This window comes from Fibrella aquatilis (assembly GCF_017353255.1).
Lineage (GTDB): Bacteria > Bacteroidota > Bacteroidia > Cytophagales > Spirosomataceae > Fibrella > Fibrella aquatilis.
The window spans coordinates 41398-62857 of sequence record NZ_JAFMYU010000030.1; the positions used below are offsets into that span (position 1 = coordinate 41398).

The 21460-nt window shown below is 54.4% G+C and carries 17 protein-coding genes; 6 read left to right on the forward strand and 11 right to left on the reverse strand.

What is annotated here, in order from left to right:
* Positions 1 to 7 precede the first annotated feature (7 nt).
* Together J2I48_RS25305 and J2I48_RS25310 are read left to right on the forward strand one after the other, a co-directional pair.
* Entirely contained in the window at positions 8 to 1654 is a 1647-nt protein-coding gene (locus J2I48_RS25305) for a DUF1800 domain-containing protein (protein WP_207338315.1), read from the forward strand.
* A gap of 195 nt (positions 1655 to 1849) precedes the next feature.
* Positions 1850 to 3322 carry a DUF1501 domain-containing protein gene (locus tag J2I48_RS25310; protein WP_207338349.1) on the forward strand — a complete coding sequence of 491 codons (1473 nt, stop codon included), beginning with the start codon at positions 1850 to 1852 and terminating at the stop codon, positions 3320 to 3322.
* Here the strand turns inward: J2I48_RS25310 and J2I48_RS25315 are convergent.
* Complete coding sequence (locus J2I48_RS25315; RefSeq protein WP_207338316.1) at positions 3312 to 4142, reverse strand: hypothetical protein; 831 nt, start codon at positions 4140 to 4142, stop codon at positions 3312 to 3314. The genes J2I48_RS25310 and J2I48_RS25315 overlap by 11 nt on opposite strands.
* A 488-nt stretch (positions 4143 to 4630) precedes the next feature.
* Positions 4631 to 5209 carry a hypothetical protein gene (locus tag J2I48_RS25320; protein ID WP_207338317.1) on the reverse strand — a complete coding sequence of 193 codons (579 nt, stop codon included), beginning with the start codon at positions 5207 to 5209 and terminating at the stop codon, positions 4631 to 4633.
* A 78-nt stretch (positions 5210 to 5287) separates the two neighbouring features.
* Here J2I48_RS25320 and J2I48_RS25325 point away from each other — a divergent pair, with 78 nt between their 5' ends.
* The 4 genes from J2I48_RS25325 to J2I48_RS25340 all read left to right on the forward strand — a co-directional run bounded on the left by J2I48_RS25325 (position 5288) and on the right by J2I48_RS25340 (position 10159).
* A complete protein-coding gene (locus J2I48_RS25325) occupies positions 5288 to 7345 on the forward strand; it encodes a M13 family metallopeptidase (protein WP_207338318.1) in 2058 nt (685 codons plus the stop codon).
* A 99-nt stretch (positions 7346 to 7444) separates the two neighbouring features.
* The gene (locus J2I48_RS25330) at positions 7445 to 8461 is read left to right on the forward strand and encodes an Rpn family recombination-promoting nuclease/putative transposase (protein ID WP_207338319.1); all 1017 of its coding nucleotides are present in this window, start codon (positions 7445 to 7447) and stop codon (positions 8459 to 8461) included.
* Between the two features lie 95 nt (positions 8462 to 8556).
* Complete coding sequence (locus J2I48_RS25335) at positions 8557 to 9357, forward strand: transglutaminase family protein (RefSeq protein ID WP_207338320.1); 801 nt, start codon at positions 8557 to 8559, stop codon at positions 9355 to 9357.
* Positions 9338 to 10159 (forward strand): NAD(P)-binding domain-containing protein, encoded by an 822-nt coding sequence (locus J2I48_RS25340; protein ID WP_207338321.1) that lies wholly within the window; start codon positions 9338 to 9340, stop codon positions 10157 to 10159. The genes J2I48_RS25335 and J2I48_RS25340 overlap by 20 nt, the downstream gene beginning before the upstream one ends.
* A 56-nt stretch (positions 10160 to 10215) precedes the next feature.
* Here the strand turns inward: J2I48_RS25340 and J2I48_RS25345 are convergent, their stop codons facing one another.
* From J2I48_RS25345 to J2I48_RS25385, 9 genes are all read right to left on the reverse strand, one after another.
* Positions 10216 to 11016, reverse strand: a complete 801-nt coding sequence (locus J2I48_RS25345; RefSeq protein ID WP_207338322.1) for a bacteriorhodopsin — start codon at positions 11014 to 11016, stop codon at positions 10216 to 10218.
* A gap of 208 nt (positions 11017 to 11224) precedes the next feature.
* Entirely contained in the window at positions 11225 to 12061 is an 837-nt protein-coding gene (locus J2I48_RS25350; protein WP_207338323.1) for a TPM domain-containing protein, read from the reverse strand.
* Positions 12062 to 12077: 16 nt separating this feature from the next.
* On the reverse strand, positions 12078 to 12503 hold the full coding sequence (locus tag J2I48_RS25355; protein ID WP_207338324.1) for a TPM domain-containing protein: 426 nt from the start codon (positions 12501 to 12503) through the stop codon (positions 12078 to 12080).
* Between the two features lie 98 nt (positions 12504 to 12601).
* Positions 12602 to 13192 carry a LemA family protein gene (locus J2I48_RS25360; RefSeq protein WP_207338325.1) on the reverse strand — a complete coding sequence of 197 codons (591 nt, stop codon included), beginning with the start codon at positions 13190 to 13192 and terminating at the stop codon, positions 12602 to 12604.
* Positions 13193 to 13371: 179 nt separating this feature from the next.
* Positions 13372 to 14493: a BamA/TamA family outer membrane protein gene (locus J2I48_RS25365; protein ID WP_207338326.1), complete on the reverse strand. Its 1122-nt coding sequence runs from the start codon at positions 14491 to 14493 to the stop codon at positions 13372 to 13374.
* A 17-nt stretch (positions 14494 to 14510) separates the two neighbouring features.
* The gene (locus tag J2I48_RS25370) at positions 14511 to 15608 is read right to left on the reverse strand and encodes an NAD(P)-dependent alcohol dehydrogenase (protein ID WP_207338327.1); all 1098 of its coding nucleotides are present in this window, start codon (positions 15606 to 15608) and stop codon (positions 14511 to 14513) included.
* A 136-nt stretch (positions 15609 to 15744) separates the two neighbouring features.
* Entirely contained in the window at positions 15745 to 16530 is a 786-nt protein-coding gene (locus J2I48_RS25375; RefSeq protein ID WP_207338328.1) for a DUF4397 domain-containing protein, read from the reverse strand.
* A gap of 105 nt (positions 16531 to 16635) precedes the next feature.
* The gene (locus tag J2I48_RS25380) at positions 16636 to 18180 is read right to left on the reverse strand and encodes a SusD/RagB family nutrient-binding outer membrane lipoprotein (RefSeq protein ID WP_207338329.1); all 1545 of its coding nucleotides are present in this window, start codon (positions 18178 to 18180) and stop codon (positions 16636 to 16638) included.
* 17 nt (positions 18181 to 18197) lie between these two features.
* Positions 18198 to 21308 (reverse strand): SusC/RagA family TonB-linked outer membrane protein, encoded by a 3111-nt coding sequence (locus tag J2I48_RS25385; protein ID WP_207338330.1) that lies wholly within the window; start codon positions 21306 to 21308, stop codon positions 18198 to 18200.
* Between the last annotated feature and the right edge of the window lie 152 nt (positions 21309 to 21460).

Sequence of the window (21460 nt, forward strand, 5' to 3'; positions counted from 1 at the left end):
TTGCGCTATGCCTTTTTTAGATCCATATACGCCGGTGCTCGACACCCGCGCGGCGGCCCATTTACTGCGTCGGGCCACCATTGGGCCAACCAAGGCCGAGATCACATCGTTTACGGGGCTGACCGCCGCCCAGGCCGTCCAAAACCTGCTCAACAACGCCGTTGCCACGCCCCCACCGCCCGTAGAGCTGGATGAAACAGCCCCCAACCCCGGGCAAACGTTTCTGGACAAGCCTTTCAATGGCGACCGTAACTTTCAGTTTGGCCAGTTCGTCAAATACTGGTGGATGGGCATCATGACCGCACAAACCGCCCCCCCTGCGCTGCTTGATAAGCTCACGCTCTTCTGGCAGAATCATTTCGTTACGGCCCGCGAAGTGGTGGACGACTACCGGTTTGTGGACCGCTACCTGCGGCTGCTGCGGGCCAATGCACTGGGCAATTTCCGCACGCTGGTGACGGCCGTTACCAAAGACCCGGCCATGCTCCGGTACCTCAACGGCAACGAAAATGAAGCCACCAAACCCAATGAAAACTATGCCCGCGAACTCCAGGAGCTATTTACCTGCGGCGCGTTCGACCCGGCGGGCAACAAAAACTACACCGAAGACGACGTGAAAACCGCCGCCCGCGTGCTCACCGGCTGGCAGTATACCAACTACTGGACCGTGGGGTCTACTTCATTTCAGACCATCTTCGTACCGGCCAACCACGACAGCACCGCCAAGACGTTTTCGGCCAAATACAACAACACTGTCATTGCGGGCCGCACGGGTGCCACGGCGGGCGACCTGGAACTGGCCGACTTGGTGACCATGCTACTGAACCACCCCCAGACCGCCAAATTCATCTGCCGGAAGCTCTACCGCTGGTATGTGAATCCCAACGTGACGCCTACCATCGAGACCAACATCATTGAACCACTGGCCGTGTTCTTTGCCTCGCCGGGTAACAACTGGGCCATTCAGCCGGTAGTGGTGAAGCTGCTCAACAGCCAGGCGTTTTTCGACGAAGCCAACCGGGGGGCCATTGTAAAGTCGCCTGCCGAACTGCTGCTGGGGTCGGTCCGCTTTTTCAATCAGCCCGTGCCCAACATGACCACCGACTATGTGGCGTTTCGGCGGTTGTTCGAGTTTTTGCTGTGGCGGATGCAGAACCTGCAAATGAACATCCTCGACCAGCCAACGGTCTTTGGCTACGAGCCGTATTTCCAGACGGGCTACACCAAAAACTGGATGAACACCACCACCGTAGCTATGCGCAACGACTTCACCGACGCGCTTATCTGGCGGTGGTATGAGGTAAAGCCCGGCTATAACCTGGGCATCGACGTACTGGCCTGGGCCACGTCGCTGCAACCCGATTTCGCCAACGTGAAATCGGCCACTAACCCCACTGGCACCGACCCTATTTCGTGCGTGCAGGTGCTGGACGCTTTCCTGCTTAACCTGTTCGCTACCAGCCTGTTCCAGTCGCAAAAAGACTTCCTCATTGACAAAATCATGATGGAAGAAATACCCCGCACGTCGTGGAATTTCGAGTGGAACGCCTACCGCTCTGACCCCACCAACTCATACCGCCGCAACGTACCTACCTGGCGGCTCCAAAACCTAATGCGCTACCTCCTCCGCATGGCGGAGTATCATGTGTTCTGATTTGCGATGTACGAGCGGTCCGCCGCCGCGGTTACGAATTACGATTTGAACTGATGCCAGCGTATTGATGACGCGTCAACCCAGATCGTAGATCAGTAAGCGTCAGCGTAAATCGTACATCGTAATTCGTAAATCGTAAATACTGTGAATCGCAGAAACTTCCTGGCCGCTGCGTCGGCCTATACCTTGCCGGTGATGCTCAATGGGTTTGAGCTGAAGGCCATGACCAGTCAGTCGGCGCTGGTGCAATCGCTGATGGCAAGCGGTGCCATGCAGGACAGTCTGGTGTCTGACCGGGTGCTGGTGATCGTGTACCTCAACGGGGGCAACGACGGGCTGAATACCGTCATTCCCGTAGACCAATATGCTACCTATCAGTCACTTAGAAGCAACATTGCCCTGCCGCAGAATACGCTGCTGACGCTGGATGGCACAACCACCATGGGGTTTCACCCAGCCATGACCGGTATGCGCGACCTCTATAATTCCGGGCGGCTCACGGTGCTCAACTCGGTCTCCTACCCCAACCCTGATCAGTCGCACTTCCGGTCGACGGATATCTGGATGACTGCCGCCGACGCCAACGTGAACCTAACCACGGGCTGGTCGGGACGGTACCTCGAAGACCGGTTTCCGGGCTACCCGGTGGGCTATCCCAACGCGCAGATGGAAGACCCCCTGGCCATTCAGATTGGCTATAACGTCTCTACGGCCTTGCTGGGCAGTCAGCAGTCGATGGGTATTGCCATCAACGACCCGCAGAACTTTTATGAACTGGTGGGTGCGGGTGGCAACGTATCGCCCGCCGACGTGCCGGGGGGCGAGGCGGGCAACCTCATCACGTTCATCCGGCGGCAACAGGCCCTGGCCGTAGGCTATGCCGGCGAGATCAAAACGGCTTTTGATGCGGGGCAGAACCTGAGCACCTACCCCGCCGAGTCGGTGCACAACGACCTGTCTGACCAGCTTAAGATTGTGGCGCGGCTGATTCACGGCGGCCTGAAAACCAAGATCTACTTCGTGTCGCTGGGCGGGTTCGATACCCATTCGGGACAGATTCTGTACAACGACCCCCGCATTGGCCCCCACGCCGATTTGCTGGGCAAGCTATCGGCAGCACTGTGGTCGTTCCAGGAGGATCTACGGTTGCAGGGCACACAAGACCGCGTAGTAGGCATGACCTTCTCCGACTTTGGGCGGCGGGCCAACTCCAACGCCTCGCAAGGTACGGACCACGGCGTGGCGGCCCCGCAGTTTATGTTTGGCACGGCCATGAAACACCGCACCCTGGGCCAGAATGCCAACCTCTCGGACCTGATTGTAAGCTACGGTAACAACAAAGACATCAAGATGCAGATTGATTTCCGCCGCATCTACGCCGACATTCTGAAGGACTGGTTCGGCGCGGGGCAACCCAAAACCGATTCGCTGCTACTCCACAATTTCCCCACCCTCTCTATTTTCTCCGATGTCTGCGAGACAGTTTCGTCTGGCGCCTGGACCAACCCGGCCACCTGGACCGTGGGCCGTGTACCCACCGCTGCCGAGAACATCCGCGTCAACGCGGGCCACGTAGTCACCCTCGCGCAAAACACCACCGTCCGCTCGGTGAAGCTCTACGGCAAAATCACCTACGCGCCGGGGGTACGGCTGCGCATTACGGGGTAGGGGGCTGTACATCCTGGGGACCTCTGATAACTTCGATGATGCCAGACGAGAGTTCGGCTTCGGGCCAGGCATGGAGCACCTGCTCTTCTATTAGTGGCTTGGTAGGGTTAACAAAAGCACGTACCTGAAACCGGACACCGATGTTGCCCTTTTCACGACTTCCCGTATAGATTAACCCTTCCCACGCACCGTCAGCACCGACTTTAATGGGCACTTGAACATAATAGTCAGGAAATTCAGGGTTGTGAATAACCATCCAGACAGTTTTGGCGTGGGCTACTTTCCCTTGGGCAATCATGATCCGGGGAACGGTCATGTCCTTGGTCGGGCTAATGATAACTAAGCCACTCGGAGGCAGCGTTGAGCGGTAATAACCAATCGCTACATAGGCAACGAGGCCTGCACCAATTAGCAATGCTGCAAAAAGTAAAACACGCCTGTTGGCCTGGCCAATGAGCGGTGTCTTAAGGGATGTTACTACCGGTTTGGATACGTCTGGCAGAACAGCCGAAGAGGCTTCTTCACTGGCTACAGGTCTCGGCTTGCCCCATGCATACAGGTAGCAGGCGTTCAGGACGTTTTCATCTTTAATGATGTATCCTTCATGGAAGATCTTGGCAAATGTTTTTGTGCTTGGAATAGCCGCCAGGGCTTCCTGCATATCGGCTTGCCCATAGCCAGTTAGCTCTTCTTTAAACGAGTTGCGCAGGTGTTCATAAGGGGCTGGATAGCTGTTGAATTTGAGCACCGGGTACTTTCCTGGCTTTGCTAACCGATAGGCCTCATACTTTTTTCGAACACCCTCTTTCAGGGTAAGCATCTCATTATCAGTCATGTAAATTCAGCTCCGGGTGTAGAGAACAAAGAAGGAATAAACGAGAGAACAAAATAGGAATAAGCTATACATACCTGTCGGTAATCGGGCAAATAGATTTGCCAGGATGCCCATGGTTATCAACCGCCACAACAAATCAGTTCGCTTAGCTTTCCGCCTCTATCACACCTGTAAAGTCTATGAAACAACAGTACGTTCTTGAACTGCTGTCTGACAGCATTTTCCCGCTAGTCAGCGTCGTCCCGTAGGGACATAATAGCGTAGCGTCGGTAGACAGAAAGGGCCGCTAGCTATCACCTGCGTGCCGTAGGTACGCTACCGCATTGCAGCGTTGTGGCGTACCTACGGCACGCAGGTGATAGCTAGCGGCCCTTTCTGTCTACCGACGCTACGCTGTTAAATCCCTACGGGATAGCGAGGGGAGCTTATTTCACAAATTTGACACACATCTCTTTGATGTTGCCTCCGTTGCCTCACACTCGCTTGCCAAACAACCCTTTCCGCTTTTTCTTTTCTGGTTTTGCCGGGGTGGGTTTGGCTTCCTGAACGCGGGTGAGGGTGGCGAGTTGACGGCTTTTGATGGCGTAGGTTAGCACGGGAGTCATGCCCTGCCCGCCGGTTTTGCCGGGGCGCACATCGGAGAAATACAGCGCGAAGCCAATGCGGTCGGGGTTGGTCAGGAAGGTGTAGATGGTGGTGATCAGGTTGTTTTCTACCGAAAACTGGGTCGTCAGCTGGTCACCTATCTTGCTGGCTTCCAGTACAATACCATCCTTTTCGTCGATCTGGTATTTCCCGGCAGCGGCATCGACGGCTACCAGTTCATAGAGCCGGGCAGCCTGTTGGCCATATTGAATCGTAAACGTAAATCGGTTTTGTACCCCTCGCAGCGAGTCGAGAATAATGCGCATGGGCACCTGCTGCGTGTTTGGACTACCCACGGGCGTGATCTGAAGCGTACCCTGCCACACGCCTAGGTGGCTTTTCGGAAATGACGACTGGGCATGGGCCGTGCCTGCAATGAACAGGAGGCAAAGGATAAGGTAGCGCATAACGTGTGGGTAAGTTCGGCGAAAGGCCGGATTTGTTTGTAAATTTGGTAAGTAAACCGAATTACTTACATCCCGTTTATGAAAAAACAGTTTCTCCTGGCTGCCGGACTCTTTTCAGTAGCCACCAGCCTTGCCACGCCGCCTAAATCGCCGGTGCGCAAGCCGCAACGCGCCGCTGCTTCAGTTGCCCCCGTCCGCAAATACATCGACCCGGCCAACATGGACAGGCAGGTGAAGCCGGGCGACGATTTCTATGAATACGCTAACGGCAACTGGCTCAAAACCAGCAAAATTCCCGACTCAAAAACGTCGTGGGGCAGCTTCACCGAACTCCGCGAACGCAGCGTAGAAGCCATGCGCACCTTGCTGGACGAGGCGGCAAAGAACCCGCAAAAAGGCCGTTTGCAGCAAATGGTGGGTGATTTCTACGCCAGCGGCATGGACAGCGTTACGATTGAAAAGCGCGGCTGGGAACCCCTCAAAGGTGACTTTGCCCGCGTCGACAAGCTCAACTCGCTACCCGCCGTGCTCGATGAACTGGCCCTGCAACGGCGGCAGAGCAACGGCATGTTATTTGGCTTTTTTGTGGCACAAGACCGCAAGAACGTCAACAAGTATTTGCCCCAATTCGGGCAGGGCGGCACTACCCTCCCCGACCGCGATTATTACCTGAAAAACGATGCCCGGAGTACCAAAATCCGCGCCGCCTACCGTGATCATTTGACCAAGATGTTTGGCCTTGTCGATGATGCACAGGCTGCACAAAGCGCCGACAAGATCATTCAGCTCGAAACGGCGCTCGCCCGCGCCCAGATGGCCCGCGTAGACATGCGCGACCCGTACAAAACGTATAATAAACTGACCATCAGTGGATTCAATGCGCTTACGCCACACATCAACTGGACCGACCACATGGCCAAGCTGGGTGCCACGGGGCAGGACACGGTGCTGGTGAGCAACCTGAACTTCTTCAAGGCCGTAGACAGCCTGCTGGTGGCCACGCCCCTGAACGACATCAAAACGTACATGCGCTGGAACCTGCTGAAGGGGGCTGCACCATATTTGAGTTCGGCGTTTGTGAAGCAGAATTTTGTGTTTACCAAAGAGCTGACCGGGCAAAAAGAACAGACACCCCGCTGGCAGCGAATGAGCAGCCTGATCGACGGCACACTGGGCGATTTGCTGGGGCAACTCTACGTGCAGAATAATTTCAAGCCCGAAGCCAAGAAGCGGATGCTGACGCTGGTCGATAACCTCGAAGCGTCGTTTAAAGACCATATCTCCGGCCTGGAGTGGATGAGTGCCGACACCAAAAAGAAGGCCCTGAACAAACTCGTGTCGTTCAAGCGCAAGATCGGCTACCCCGACAAGTGGAAAACCTACGACGGCGTCACGATTCGGCGCGGTGATTTCTATGGTAATGTAGAAGCGGCCGGGCAGTGGTCCTATCAGTACATGGTTAACCGGCTGGGCAAGCCCATTGACCGCACTGAATGGGGCATGACACCGCCCACGGTGAATGCTTACTACAACCCTGTCAACAACGAAATCGCGTTTCCGGCGGCCATTTTGCAGTTTCCGTTCTTCGACGCCGACGCCGACGATGCGATCAACTACGGCGGCATTGGCGCAGTAATCGGCCATGAGATGACCCACGGGTTTGATGATTCTGGTCGCCAATACGACGCCGACGGCACCCTCCGCGACTGGTGGACGGCCGACGACGCCACGAAGTTCAAGCAACGCGCCGGGCAGGTCGAGGCGCAGTTTTTTGGCTATAAAGTGCTCGACACCCTGGCCGTAAACGGCAAACTGACCCTGGGCGAAAACCTCGCCGACCTCGGCGGACTGGCCATTGCCTATGATGCGTTCAAGAAAACAACCCAGGGTAAAGGCAACACCGCCATCGACGGGTTCACGCCCGATCAGCGGTTTTTCCTGTCGTGGGCACAAATCTGGCGCATCAAAGTACGTCCCGAAACGCAGGCGCAGTTGATCCTCACCGACCCTCACGCGCCCGGCCAATACCGGTGTAACGGCCCGATCACCAACCTCGATGCGTGGTATCAGGCGTTTAACGTGCAGCCCGGTAATAAGCTCTACAAAGCCCCAGATCAGCGGATTCGGGTGTGGTAGTAATAGATGCTGGACATTGGATTTTGGAAATTGGCTTTGTCCAGTATCTAGTGTCCAGCATCTATTATCGTTTAGTTTTGTGCCCTACCACCGTATTGAATGGCGCAGAATCATACCCACGATCACTTCTTCAAAATTGCCTTTTCCCGTACCAATGTCGTCGCCGACTTTATACAGGCCTTTTTGCCCCCAGATTTTTCCCAACAGCTTGATCTAGAGACACTTGCTAGATTGGGAGATTCATTCGTGGATGAACAATTAGCTCAACATTATGCGGATTTGCTGTATTCGGTCAACTTCGGCGATACACCTATTACCATTGCGCTGTTGTTTGAGCACAAGAGCTATACCGAAGAGTATCCGCATTTTCAGCTTGCTCGCTACATGCTCAACCTATGGCAGGAGCAACTGACCAATAAAGAACCACTAACGCGGGTAGTGCCAATACTACTCTATCATGGACTGGGTAGGTGGAAACAGCAGTCCATGACCGATTATTTTGGTCCCGCTAATTCGGTCCTCAATTCGTTTGTACCTGATTTTCAGTATCTGCTGATCAACCTTCGCAAGGCACCGGACAGTCAATTTTCGTTGTTGACCGATGATTACGCCAAGATCACGGCAGGTCTGCTTCGAACTATCCGGGAACGGCGTCAGTTAACCCGAATGTTTGAAGAACTAGCGGCTACGTTCGACAGCCTGGTTGGCAGTTCAGAAGGCGAACAGTTCGTTAAAACAGCCTTCCTGTATGTCCACTGGTCGTCGAAGTTGACCTCAGCGGAAATGGTTGCTATCTTTAATCGTATTTCACCAAAATCAGCACAAGTCGTGATATCAGCCGCAGAACTCTTACTCCAGGAAGGATTAGAGAATGGCCTTAAAAAAGGCTTTCAGATTGGCGTTGAAGAGGGCATGAAACAAGGCGTTGAGCAGGGCTTGAAACAGGGCGTTGAGCAGGGCTTGAAACAGGGCGTCGAGCAAGGCGACCACAAAGCCACTGTGCAACATGTGAAAGGCCTTCTGGAAATGGGCCTGGACACCGAATTGATTGCTAGAGCGTTTGGCCTTACAACCCGTCAACTGCACGCTATCATTTGCGAAATCAAAGGCGAGTAAGTCAAGCTAGCTGCTAACGCAGAAGAAGCCACTGCCCAATCGACAGTGGTTTTTTATTTCCTACTAACACCTAAACTCTCGTATAACAATACGTTATGAAATTACTGGCCGGTTGCTCACTGCATTTTGAGGTACAGGATGAATCACCACTGGTGCTCATGTTGCGGCCCCGGTCAGGTGCCGGACAGTGGATCATTTCTGAAACATATGATCTGGTGCCGCCTGTACCAGTGGTAGAATACACTGATCTATATGGCAACCTTTGCCAGCGCATGACTGCCCTGCCTGGTCCTTTCGAGATTCACACCGAAGCCATCGTGCAAACCGCCGAGACCATCGACGTGTCGCCAGGCGCGCCGCTCACCCTGGTGCAGGACCTGCCCGACGAAGCGCTCTTGTTTGTCATACCCAGCCGGTATTGCCCTTCCGATCAGCCCGCTATCAGCAAAAAAGCCCTGGATATTGTGGCCAATGCTCTTCCCGGTTACGATCAGGCTGAAGCCATTCGGCGGTGGATCAACATCAACATTCAGTATCAATATGGCGTGAGCGATGCCACCACGTCGGCGCTGGATACGCTGCAACATGGCAAGGGTGTTTGCCGCGACTTCACCCACCTGGGTATTTCGTTTTGTCGTAGTCTGAGCATTCCGGCCCGGATGGTGGTGGGCTATCTGTACGACCTGAAACCCATGGACCTCCATGCCTGGTTTGAGGCTTACGTAGATGACCGCTGGTATGCTTTTGATGCCACCCAGACCCAACCAAAGGGCAACCGCATTACCGTGGCTTATGGTCGCGATGCCGCCGACGTGGCGTTTATGACCCAGTTTGGCCCCATGACCCTTACCCGCATGGATGTGTGGGTGCGTACCGATGAGTCAGCCGACAATTAGCATTATTGGCCTGGGCTGGCTGGGTATGCCCCTGGCCGAAGCGCTCCTGACCGCAGGACATCGCGTGCTAGGCAGCACCACTACGCCCGACAAAGTGGCTCTGTTACGACTGAAAGGCATCGACGCCCAGCAGCTTTCCCTGAACCCGCAACCCGTGGGTGAACTAGCACCGCTATTGGCTGCCGACGTACTGGTGGTAAACGTACCCCCTAAGGCTGGACAACAAGGTGATGCATTTCACCCCGAACAAATGCGGTTGCTGGCGCAGGCCGTGGCCCAGTCGCGGGTGGGGCATGTGATTTATGTCAGTTCCACATCAGTCTATCCCGAACTGAACCGGGAAATGGTCGAGGCCGACGTGGTTACGCCCGAGCAGTCGGCAGCGTCCCGACTAGTTGAAGCCGAGCAGCATTGGTTGGCGCTTTCCGGGCAAAAACAAATTACGATTCTGCGGTGTGGTGGGTTAATGGGCGACACCCGGATTCCGGGCAAATACGTGGCCGGGCGAGTGGTCGATAGTGGCGCGGTGCTAGTCAACTATATTCATCAAACCGACGCTGTGGGCCTGCTTTTAGCAATTATTCGGCAAAATATCGTGGGTACGTTCAACGCCGTGGCTCCGCAGCACCCTACCCGTGAGGCCATTTACCGCAAAAGCTGCGCCGACTTCGGGTATGCACTACCCACCTTTGTTACACCCACTCAGCCCGTCTCCTTCAAACAAATCAACGGCGACAAACTCACCGCCGCCACACAGTATCAATTCATCTACCCCGACCCACTTTTATTCAGTTATCAGTGAGCAACCAACACTTTACAGCCAACAGTAGCTTCGAGGCTGATCTTACTGTTGGTTGGTCACGTTGGTTGTTCGTTGTTCGCTGAGGCCATGAAGGCGATGATGCCTACGCCTACTTTATTGATGACGTCGAACACAGAGAAGCTGAGGTGAATCCAGTTGTTGTCGACATTGGGCAGCACCGAAAGGACATAGCCAACAGGGTAGATGCCCCAGGTAGTGACCGACGTAAGGGCCATAAGCCGGAAAGCCCGCTGCTCTTCGGGCGTGGCCTGCTGCCGGTACCGTTGCCAGAACCGGTACAGTATAATGGGAATGACGAAGTAAAAAACGGTTGAAATAGCACCCCAGAAGAGCTTCTTATCTACCAAAACAGCACCGTCGGCCAGTACTTGCTGTTCACCAATGTAGCCCGTAATCACCATCAGCAGGTCGGCCAGTAGCAGAATGGCGATTGTTCCGGGTGCCTGCGTAAACCGGATTCGCAGCATCTGACCCGTTTTCAGCAGCAGCAACGGCGTAGTTACGGCCCAATCGATGTAGCGGAGCTGGTTGATAGCGGCAAAAGACCCTTCCTGCAACAGTGCCGCCGCCACGGGGTTGTCGGTAGCCGCCACCTGCGCCAACATATGCCGGTAAATGTCCTGAATGAAATAGTACGAAATGCCCGCCACGGCAGCAATAATAGCCGTTATAGTGTTCGAGTCGCGGTGAATAGAGGCCACGCCGTTGCGGGTAGCCAGTGCGAAAATAAAGTGGCCTACGAAGGCATAGAAGGCAACAAACATAAAAAACCAGGCCACTACAGGCAACATACCAACCTGGCCGGCAAGGGGTAAAAATTGGTGATCAAATTCCATAACGTTAGGAGAAAGCGGGTTATACTATGACATAATTGACCCTTTAACCCACTCCTGCGCAACGTGGCTGTGGTTTTTATACTATTTTAATCTATATAATTACTCTTCTATTGTACGGACAGACAGTGCGTCTCCAGACAATGCTGGTTCCGTAGTGCTCAACTTAGGCTATTGCCAACCAGTTGAGTCGCCGGGTCCATTAACCCGTTTAGTAGTCGCCCCCGGCACCGCCACCGCCGAAGCTGCCGCCGCCGAAACCGCCAAAACCACCGCCGCCGCTGTCGCCGCCACCGCCCCAACTGCCCGACGAGCTACCCCAACCTGAGAAGGTGGTATAGGGTAGAAACATACCGCCACCCCGGTAGCCACTACCTCCTCTGCCCCCACCCGACCGGCGCGAGATAAAGAAGATGACCATGGCAATGATGAACAGCCAGAACAAAATTTCGCCCATCGAGGTGTCGTCGCCGCTGTCGCGCGGATCAGCTTTGTATTCGCCGCTAAGGCGGCGAATCATCTCGGTAGTGGCCTCATCCAGGCCCTGATAATACTGCTGTTGCTTGAAATTGGGAGCCAGAATCTGACCGATAATGCGCTTGGCAATGGCATCGGGAATGGCTCCTTCCAGGCCATAGCCTGTGGCGATATAGAGCTTACGATTGCCCGTGGCCCACAGCAGTACCAAGCCGTTGTTCTTTCCCTTCTGCCCCACGCCCCACTTCCGGCCAATAGAAAACGCATAGTCAGCCGCCTCATATTGCCCCGTCGATTTTACCACCACAATGGTGATCTGAGTAGAGGTAGAGTCGTTGTATGTGTCGAGTTTGCGTTCCAGTTGCTGTACTTCGCTCGGCGACAGCATCCCCACCAGGTCGTTCACCAGCCGGGGCGGGTTAGGGCGGTTGGGCAGGCTATCGTCGGGCACGGTTTGGGCCAGCAAAGGTGCCGACAGCAACCACCCAATAACCCAGCCACCAAGGATAGCCAGCCGCAACAAACGAGAAAAAGAAGGGACGTAGATCACGGGAACGGAGGATGTAGGCATATCAAACGCCGATGGGTCAGCCAAGCGAGATGTCGTCCGAAAGCTCGTTCTGGTCATCATCCACGCTGGGGAAATACTGCTTCAATTGATGGCCCGCCTGTTCGATACCTTGGCTGAGACCTTCCACGTACTCATTTTTGGCGAAATGCTGCCGCATGAGGTCTTTGGTGCTATCCCAAAAACCGGCGGGCACCTTAGCATCGATGCCCGAATCGCCCAGCACGGCAAACTTCCGGTCGTCGTGGGCGAGGTAAAAGAGTACGCCATTCTGCTGCCGCGTCTGGTGCATGCCCAGGTGCTTGAACACCTCGATGGCCCGCCTCATAGGGTCGCCGTCGGGGCAGTTGGCCTCCAGATGCACCCGGATCTCGCCCGACGTTTCCTGTTCGGCCTGCCGGATGGCGGCAATCAATTGCTGTTGCTGTTCGGGGGTGAGGAGCATCTTGGAGGAAATTAAGAATTAAGAATTAAGAATGGGTCAACACAAACTGATAGCTGCGAATCCATTCTTAATTCTTAATTCCTCATTCTTAATTAGCCCTACTTCGTATCGAAATTCACACTCGGCGCATTCTGTGCGGCGGCACTGGCCTGGAAGAAGCCTTTGCGCTGGAAGCCGAAGATACCCGCGAAAATGCTGGCCGGGAAGGTTCGCACGGCCACGTTATAGTTGCCTACTACGCCGTTGAAGTCATTGCGCGACACAGCAATGCGGTTTTCAGTACCTTCCAATTGGGCTTGCAATTCTTTGAAGCCTTCGGTGGCGCGTAGCTGCGGATAGTTCTCCGACACGGCCAGTAACCGAGACAGTGAGCCTCCTAACTGATCTTGGGCGGCCTGATATTTCTGAAGATTTTCGGGTGTTAAGTCCTTAGCGTCCAACTTTATGCTTGTGGCATTGGCCCGGGCTTCGATCACACCCTGGAGGGTACTTTTCTCGAAATTGGCTGCTCCCTGCACGGTTTTCACCAGGTTTGGAATCAGGTCGGCACGGCGTTGATACTGCGTTTGTACGCCGGCCCACGATTGCTCAACGGCAGTGTCTTTTTGCACAAGCCCATTGTATGAACTACAGCCTGCCACGCCTAAGATGACGGCTATTACAATGAAAATGATTAGTCCTCTTGACATGATTTTTACGATTTGATCGAAACTGGTTTGTGGTTCAGTAAACGCCTCAAAGCTAACAACAGTTATCAATTTTCTGTGTGCAACGGTGTTGGGTGGTCATTTGCAGTGTGTTATTGGTTGCCAGACTACGTGGTCATTCGCTGCGCTGTCATTGGTCATTGGTCCGGGGCGCGTACCTGTCAAAACGCTTCCCCAATAGTCAGGTACACACCGCTGGAACCAACGCCGGTGTAGGGAAGGCCGCGACCGTAGTCGAGGCGCAGGTTAACGAGGTCGCGGTTGACCCGGATGCGCAGGCCTGCGCCGTAGGCTGCTTTGGGTTGGTTCAGGCGCAGGAAATCGGCCCGGCTGCCCAACGCGCCTACGGAACCGAAGCCTACCACGCCCAGCCGACCCCACACGTTCAGGCGCAGTTCGGCCTGTAACAGGGCCAGGTTGTCGTCGCGGTAACGGCCTTCGTAATAGCCCCGGCCGCGTTTGGTGCCGCCCAGCAGCGAGAGCGCGTTGAACGGAGCCTGCCCGCCGGTGGTCACGCTGAGCACATAGTTCAGGGCCAAGGTGAGGCGGCGGGTGAGCGGGTGATACGTAGCCACATCGGCCACCCAGCGGTCGTACCGTACCTGGCTGCCCACCGCGCTACCCTGGCTCAGCAACGAAAAATCGGCCACCATGCCGCGACTGGGGTAAAACACGTTGTTGCGCGAATCGTAGAACACGCCCGTCCCTACGCCCGAAAGCACACTTCCCGAACCACCCGGCACGGTGCCCGAAGCCAGCAGGCCGTCGGGTACGGTGCTGGTGATGACGTAGTGTTCATACTGGTAGCGCAGGCCTACATACAGCCCCCGCGCTGAGGGTGTTTGCCCCGCCGAAACCGTCCGGCTTCCTCCAGGCTGACCAATCCGCCGAAACACATTAACCCGAATTCTGGGGAAGTTTACGCCGTAGAGTTCGTTTGGCACCTCGCGCTCACCAAGGCCAAAAAAGAAGTAGTTGTACTTGTAATAGCCCAGCTCACCGTTGGCAAAATACCCGTTGTTCTTATAGAAAATCTGGAACGGCAGGTACAGCAGCAACTGCTTATTCTGAGTATAGACCGCTCCCAGCGTCACCTGTGAGGGCCTCACCTGCTGGCCTGTGTCGCCCCGAAACCGGAACGTAGCCGTGGGCGCAAACCCATAGCCAAAGCGTGTTTCGGGCGTATAATACACCACCGGCAGGGGCAACAAGCTAAACCGCTTCGGCAGCACCGAATCAGCAGGGACAGCCAGTAAAGTAGTGAACAGTAGTGTGTTGAGCATAGCGCTCTAAACTTCCTTTAAGCTTCGCTTTTTAGCGTTTGCATGTCGATCACAAACCGGAAGCGGACGTCTTCTTTCTCCATCCGTTCAAAGGCCTGATTGACAGCCTGAATGGGAATCAACTCGATCTCTGGAGCCAGGTTATGTTCGGCGCAGAAATCGAGCACCTCCTGCGTTTCCTGGATACTGCCAATCAACGACCCCGCCACCGACCGACGGTGCAGCGCTACCTCCATGTTGTTGGTGGCTTTTGAGAACGGTGCCAGCACGCCCACCACCACCAGCGAGCCGTCGCGCTTGAGGAGCTTGATATACTCGTTGATATCGTAGGGGTCGGGGATGGTGCTCAGGATAAAATCGAGGGAAAGCTCGGCGGCGTTCATCGCTTTGATATCGCTCGACAGGATCACTTGGTGGGCACCCAACGCCTCGGCAGCACCCGTTTTGGCTTCGGTGCTGGTGATCACCGTCACCTCGGCCCCCATGGCTTTGGCGAGTTGCACGGCCATGTGGCCCAGCCCGCCCAGGCCCACCACGCCTACCTTATCGCCCGCTTTCACGCCCCAGTGCTTCATGGGCGAATAGGTCGTGACGCCCGCGCAGAGGATGGGGGCAGCAGCTTTAATGTCGAGCTTATCGGGGATGCGCAACACAAACGACTCTTTCACCACAATGGATGTGGAGAAACCGCCAAATGTATTTTTCTTGTTGAATTCCAGCGGGTTAGGGTGCTGATAGCCGTTGTACGTAGCCAAAAAGCTCGACGGTCCTTCGCAATATTGCTCAACGCCTTCCTGACACGACGCGCACTTGCCGCACGAATCGATCATGCAGCCCACGCCTACGGTATCGCCCACGTTGTACTTGGTCACGCCCAGCCCCACGGCGCTCACCTTACCCACAATCTCGTGGCCGGGTACGCAGGGATAAAGTGTGTTACCCCAGTCGTTTTTGATCTGGTGCAGATCGGAGTGGCACACGCCGCAGTAGAGAATGTCGATTTCTACTTCGTCGGCTTTAGGTTTCTCGCGCTCGATGTTCATGCGCGACACCATATTGAACGAATTAATCAGCGAGCGACTAGCCCCGTAGGCTTTTGTCTTGGTAGCTTCCATTGATTGCGTTGATTAAAAAAAGCAGCTCACCAGCCTATCCATAGACTGACAAGCTGCTCTCGTAAGCAACAAGCAAATGGTATTGTTTAAGCCTTGTGAGCCAAAGGCTCTCAAGGCGCTGCCTTCGGGTAAGCAATTACCGATTCACATACAAATTCAGACTTGCCGCAGTAGCACCCGTCCGTCCAACTAAGCCCCGAGCAAAAACCGTCAGCACCCGACCATTGGCAATATTTGAAAAGACAACTGTACCAACATTGGTCGTTGCTCCAGGTAACCGTAGGGCCAATGTAGGGTTGGTAAAGGCATCGAGCGTAACAAACGACGAAGCTCCCTTATACGCAATTGCTTGAGCTACAGGCGTAGCCGTCTTACCATCGGCTGACAGGATAAACAGATCATAGCCAGTAGCTGGGCCGTTGGGTATCATGTTGACAAATCGTACGTAGACCTTGCTTGAGGAGTTGAGCTGCGTGAAATCATCTTTCAGCAACGTCGTTTCAGGTTGAACACCCGTACCCGATACAAACAGGGAATAATAGACGTTGTCGTCGAGTGTGGCAGATGAACTTCCTACGGCCGTTGCACTGGCCGTGGTGGTAGTGGCGGGTGATGTAAGGCTCAGTGACACAGCGCCAGGCGAGACGATAGCGTAGTTACTACCTGAGCTGGGAAAAGAGTTATTGTATGGCAAACCTACCGCAAAACCGGAACTGCTGGCTGTGACGCCACTGGGCGTAAAGGCACTAAATTTTTTACCGTTGACTGCCAGTTCAATGCCTCCTGGTAGGTCAGGGGCAACATTGATTAGTTTTAGCCGCGCACCCGACGTAACGGGATCAACAGGTATGGTCAGCGCATTTTTTTCGCAGGAAGCCAGCATCAGACTGGCGGCGATGAAAACGTAGATGAGATGCTTCATGGAGGGAAAGTTCAAGGTTTAACGTCTAAGGTTTAAGGTTGCTTCGCGCTTAGCGTGTAATACGCGAAGCAACCTTAAACCTTAGACGTTAAACCTTGAACTCGTTTAGGGTTGTGTAAACCAGACAGGCTTAGTGTGAAAATCGAGTTCGAGGCCGCCAATCTTGGTTAGTGCTGGAATGTTCCAGACGTACTCCGAATTGTATCGTGGGCGCAGCCGTTGCACTGACTTTCCACCGTTGTCCCCGTATAACGTGGTGGGCAGTGCAAACGTCGTAAACACATCGGGGCTGTAGTTATAGCGCCGTAGATCGGCCCACTGCTCCAGAAACCCCCAGCCCCACTGGGCAATATATTTCTGCGCCATAATCTGGCTCAGCGTCAGGTTAGCAGCCACTGTGGGAACCACCAATGGGCTGTTCAGGTAAGCAGTACGGTCTGTGGCGGGGGCGTTTACATAAGGGGCCGTCAGGTGGGCTTCTATACCCTTCTTGTAAGCAGCCAGTGCAGTTGCTTTATCACCTTTGATGAAGGCAGCCTCAGCTTTGATAAACTGTAGCTGTGCATAAGTCATCAGGGGTAATGGCCCTTTATCAGTAAAAATAAACCGACCCAGCGTGCCCAGTGGCGGATTAGCTACCACGGGTGTGCCCCATACGTTGACGGTACGAGTAGCTGCTGGCACACTGGCGGCGGTCGACTGCCCCTGCCCCGGATTCAAACCCCGGTAGATGCCATCACCGCTGGGAGCCAGCATGATCGCAAGCCGTGGATCTTTCACTCCGCCAAATACAGTCCCGTCCAACAACCGCAGGATGTAGTTCGATTGTACCAGCGAGTTCATATTCTGCCGCACCGGCCCGAAGAAGCTGGCATCGGCCGTGCTAAGGCCATTGAACGTAAATAGGGCGTCGTCGGCGTTGTTGACAAAGGCGCTGTCTACATACTGGATCACCTTGTCGGGGCTATAGGTCCCCGTTTTATTTGAGAGGTGATGCGCGTTAATAGCTAACATACCGTAGGCAAACCGTTTCCACTTCAAGCGGTCACCCTTGTAAATAATGTCGCCGCGGGCTAGTTGTACCTGCGACACTTTACCATCGGCCCGGTTGAGGTTCTTGATTCCCTCAGTTAGCAGTTGCTGTACCTTGGTATATACCTCTGGCTGCGTGTTATAATTAAACACGTTTTTGTTCGGGTCCTGGTCGTAGGCTTCGTCCAGAATGATTTCGCCGTGTACATCGGTCAGCATTTGCCAGCCCCAGGCTTGCATTACATAACCTACACCCGCATAATCCCACTTTTCGCCCGCCTGAGCATCATCGATGAGGTTGAGCAGGTTACGGCCACCACGCCAGTATACATTCCGCCACAGTTCGCCGCCCGCATCTGATGCAGGAACGTAACCGTGCAGATCCCAGAGATCATTCGACGTGGCCGCATTCTGCCAGTTTTGTACGTAACGGCCAATAAACCGAGCATCGAACTGTACTCCCAGCGCATACTGGTTCTGGATGGGAGCCAGTAATAACGCTGCTTCTACGGCATCGGGGTTGTTGGGGTTTTTGTTAATGTCGAGGTAGTCCTCGCAACTGCTTAGCAGCAAGCCCATTCCTACAAAAAAGAGGGCAATGTATTTTCTAAGAATCATGTTGTCTTTAAACTCCTTTAAAATCCTACGTTGATACCTACGTTGAAGGCGCGGGGCAGGGGAATGTTGCCGAAGTCGATGCCATAACCGCCTGAACCACCCGTGGCGCTGTTGCTGCCGTTTACGCCGGGATCACCCCCAGTATAGTTGGTCAGCAGGAGCAGGTCGGTACCAGTAACAAATACGGCTGCTGTTTTAAACGTACGTCCATTACCCAGCATAGAAGCGGGCAGGCTGTAGCGCAGAGTCGCTTCTTTCACCCGCATCCAGTTTACGTTGCGTTCGATGAACGTTTCGTCAGATAGGGTTGCCGTTGACACCGACGAGCCGTAGAAGGCACTGTTGTAATAGGGTACCACCTGAATGGTATTGGGCGTGGGGTTATCCGTGTTTTCCAGACCATCTTTCAGCACACCCCGCACCACACGTGGCGTTTCGCGGTCCAGCGTTTTCAGGCTCAGGCCCGTGCGATAGAGGTAGTTTTCGGTAGCATTGTACACATCACCGCCCTTACGAATGTCAAGCAACAGGCTCAGCGATAAGTTTTTGTACCGTATCGAGTTCAGGAAACCGACGGTAAATGCCGGGTTACGGTCGCCCACCACGCGCCAAACAGTCTCTGTAATGGGCAGACCCGTTTGTGGGCTAATCAGGATGTCGCCACGGGTATTTCGCAGGTAGGTGTTCCCCGTCAGCGTAGTCAGCGGGCCACCAGGACGAGCACCATTGCGCACGTTGTTGAAAATCCAGGTGTCGGAGTTGTAATACTCGGTCAGGTCGTTGGGCAGTGTAGAAAGCTGGCTATTGGTTTTAGTGAAATTGACCGTGCTGAACCATGAGAAGTTGGGGCGCCGAATGGGTTCACCAGTCAACGAAATCTCTACCCCTTCATTAAATAAGCTGCCGCCGTTGATGGTCTTCAGAATAAAGCCCGTGCCGTAGCTGATGCGCAGGTTCTGGATGATCTGGTCGCGGCTGGTAGTGCGGTAGTAAGCCGCGTCGACACCCAGTCGGCCATTGAAAAACTTCGTCTCGAAGCCCGTTTCAAACGAGTTGACTTTTTCGGGTTTCAGGTACGGGTTTGGCGCTGTGAAGCCGTAGCTGAACCCCCCGCCTGTAGTGGTCTGGCTTTCGTAGGCCTGTGTGGTGGCATAGGGAGGGGCTTCTTTACCCACCTGCGCCAGCGAAACGCGGAACTTACCATAGCTCAGCGCGTTGCGGAAACCACCCTGCGGTACTAACTCCGTGAAGACAAAACTGAGCGATGCCGACGGGTAGAAGAACGAACGATAAGCTGCCGGAAACGTGCTCGATAAGTCATTGCGGCCTGTTACGGTCAGAAACAGCAAGTCTTTGAAGCCAATGGTGGCATCGCCGAACGTACCCACTAACCGGCGCTGCGATAGCGTGGAGAGCGATTTCTGCGTGAGTGGGTCGGTGTTGTTAATGGACGTAAACTCTGGGTTGAGGAATTTTTCGCCCCGCGTGGCCAACACATTTCCTTCGTTGTCATAAATAGCCTGCCCCACGCGCAACGACGTGCTAAACTGACCAAACTGCTTTTTGGCGGTTAGGAAATACTGCCCCGTAAACACGCGCCCATTGTCAGTGGCCTGGTCCAGCGACCCGCCAATAACGCCACCAGCCCGGTTCGACTGGGGGTGGTATTTGATGAGGTAGTTAGCCGAATATACATCTAGACCCACGCGGCCCGTGAACGTGAGCCAGTCAGTAAAGTTGTAATTGATGCCCACGTTGGTGATTACGCGGTTGATACGGTCACGCAACTGGTTTTTGTTAACGTCGAAATAGGGGTTTTCAATCTCCGACGATGCCGTGGTTGCCAACCGGCGCAGGCCCGTTATAGGGTCAATATATGTCCGAATGTCATTGTCGGCAGGCCACGACAACAGCCCCAGCAAAAAGCTATTGACACCTTTCGACACCTTCACGTTGTCGGTGTTGATGTACTGAATCGTCGACTCGATAGAAAATTTGTCAGTAATCTTGGCAGTCCCCCCTAAGGTAAGGTTCAGGCGTTTGAGGCTGGTGGTCGGTATAACCCCCTGACTACTCAGATAGCCCGCCGAGAACCGGTAGGTATAACGGTCGCTGCCGCCGTCGAACGCCAGATTATGCCGCTGCCCAAGGCCCGTGCGCAGAAAGCCTTCTGCGTTGTTGTAGAGCGTATCATTTTCGGGATAACGCGGGCCAAAAGCATTGAAGCTACCATTTTGGGTTACGCCATTATTACCCTGCCCGTACACGCGCTGTGTCTGGGGCAGTGGACCTGGTACCTGAAACGTAAAGGCAGTATTGTAGGTAATGCGCCCCTGCCCGGCCTTGCCTTTTTTGGTGGTGATTATGATGGCACCGTTGGCTGCGTCGACGCCATAGAGCGCGGCGGCTTCGGGGCCTTTCAGCACTGTAATCGTCTCAATATCATTGGGGTTAATATCCTGCGCCCGGTTCGAGAAATCCACGGTCCGGTTCTCAAACGAGGTACCTGAGTTCTTCGAGGCTACAAAGCTGTTGCTGGCGGCGGTGTTATTGCTGATGGGCATACCGTCAATCACGTACAGCGGCTGGTTGTTGCTGCTGATGGAGTTCACGCCCCGGATCAGCACCGACGACGATGAGCCGGGCATACCGCTGGAGGTGGCCACCTGCAAACCCGCTACCCGGCCTTGCAGCGCGTTGATGTAATTGTCGCGTTGCGAAGCGGCGAGGTCTTCGCCCTTTACCTGCGCTACGGCATAACCCAACTGCCGACTTTCGCGTTTGATACCCAGGGCTGTCACCACCACTTCGTTCAGGTTGCCCTCATCGGGTACCATAACCACGTTGATCACGTCGGCGTTGCCCACGAGTTTGTCCTGCAATTTGCTGCCAATGAAACTGAACCGGAGTGTCTGCCCGGCATTGGCCTGAATCCGGTAGTTGCCCTCGGCGTCGGCGGTAGTGCCGCGCGAACTACCCAACACCACCACGCTGGCACCGGGCACGGGGGCGTTGTTGTCGGCTGATGTTATTCTGCCCCTGATCTCACGGTTTTGTGCCAGCACCGCTCCCAATGAGCCGCTGAACAACACCAAGACCAAGAGACAACGACGTAGCAATTGCTCCATAATTGATGAAGATTAGTTGATAAGTTGATTTCGCTTGAAAGGCAAATTTGCCTAGAAGCCCCGCTGATTGAAAGCATTTGGGCTAGAATATTAAATTTTTCTTATGAATCGTTGTAAATAGTCAAGTATAAATACAGTATTATATTCCAATT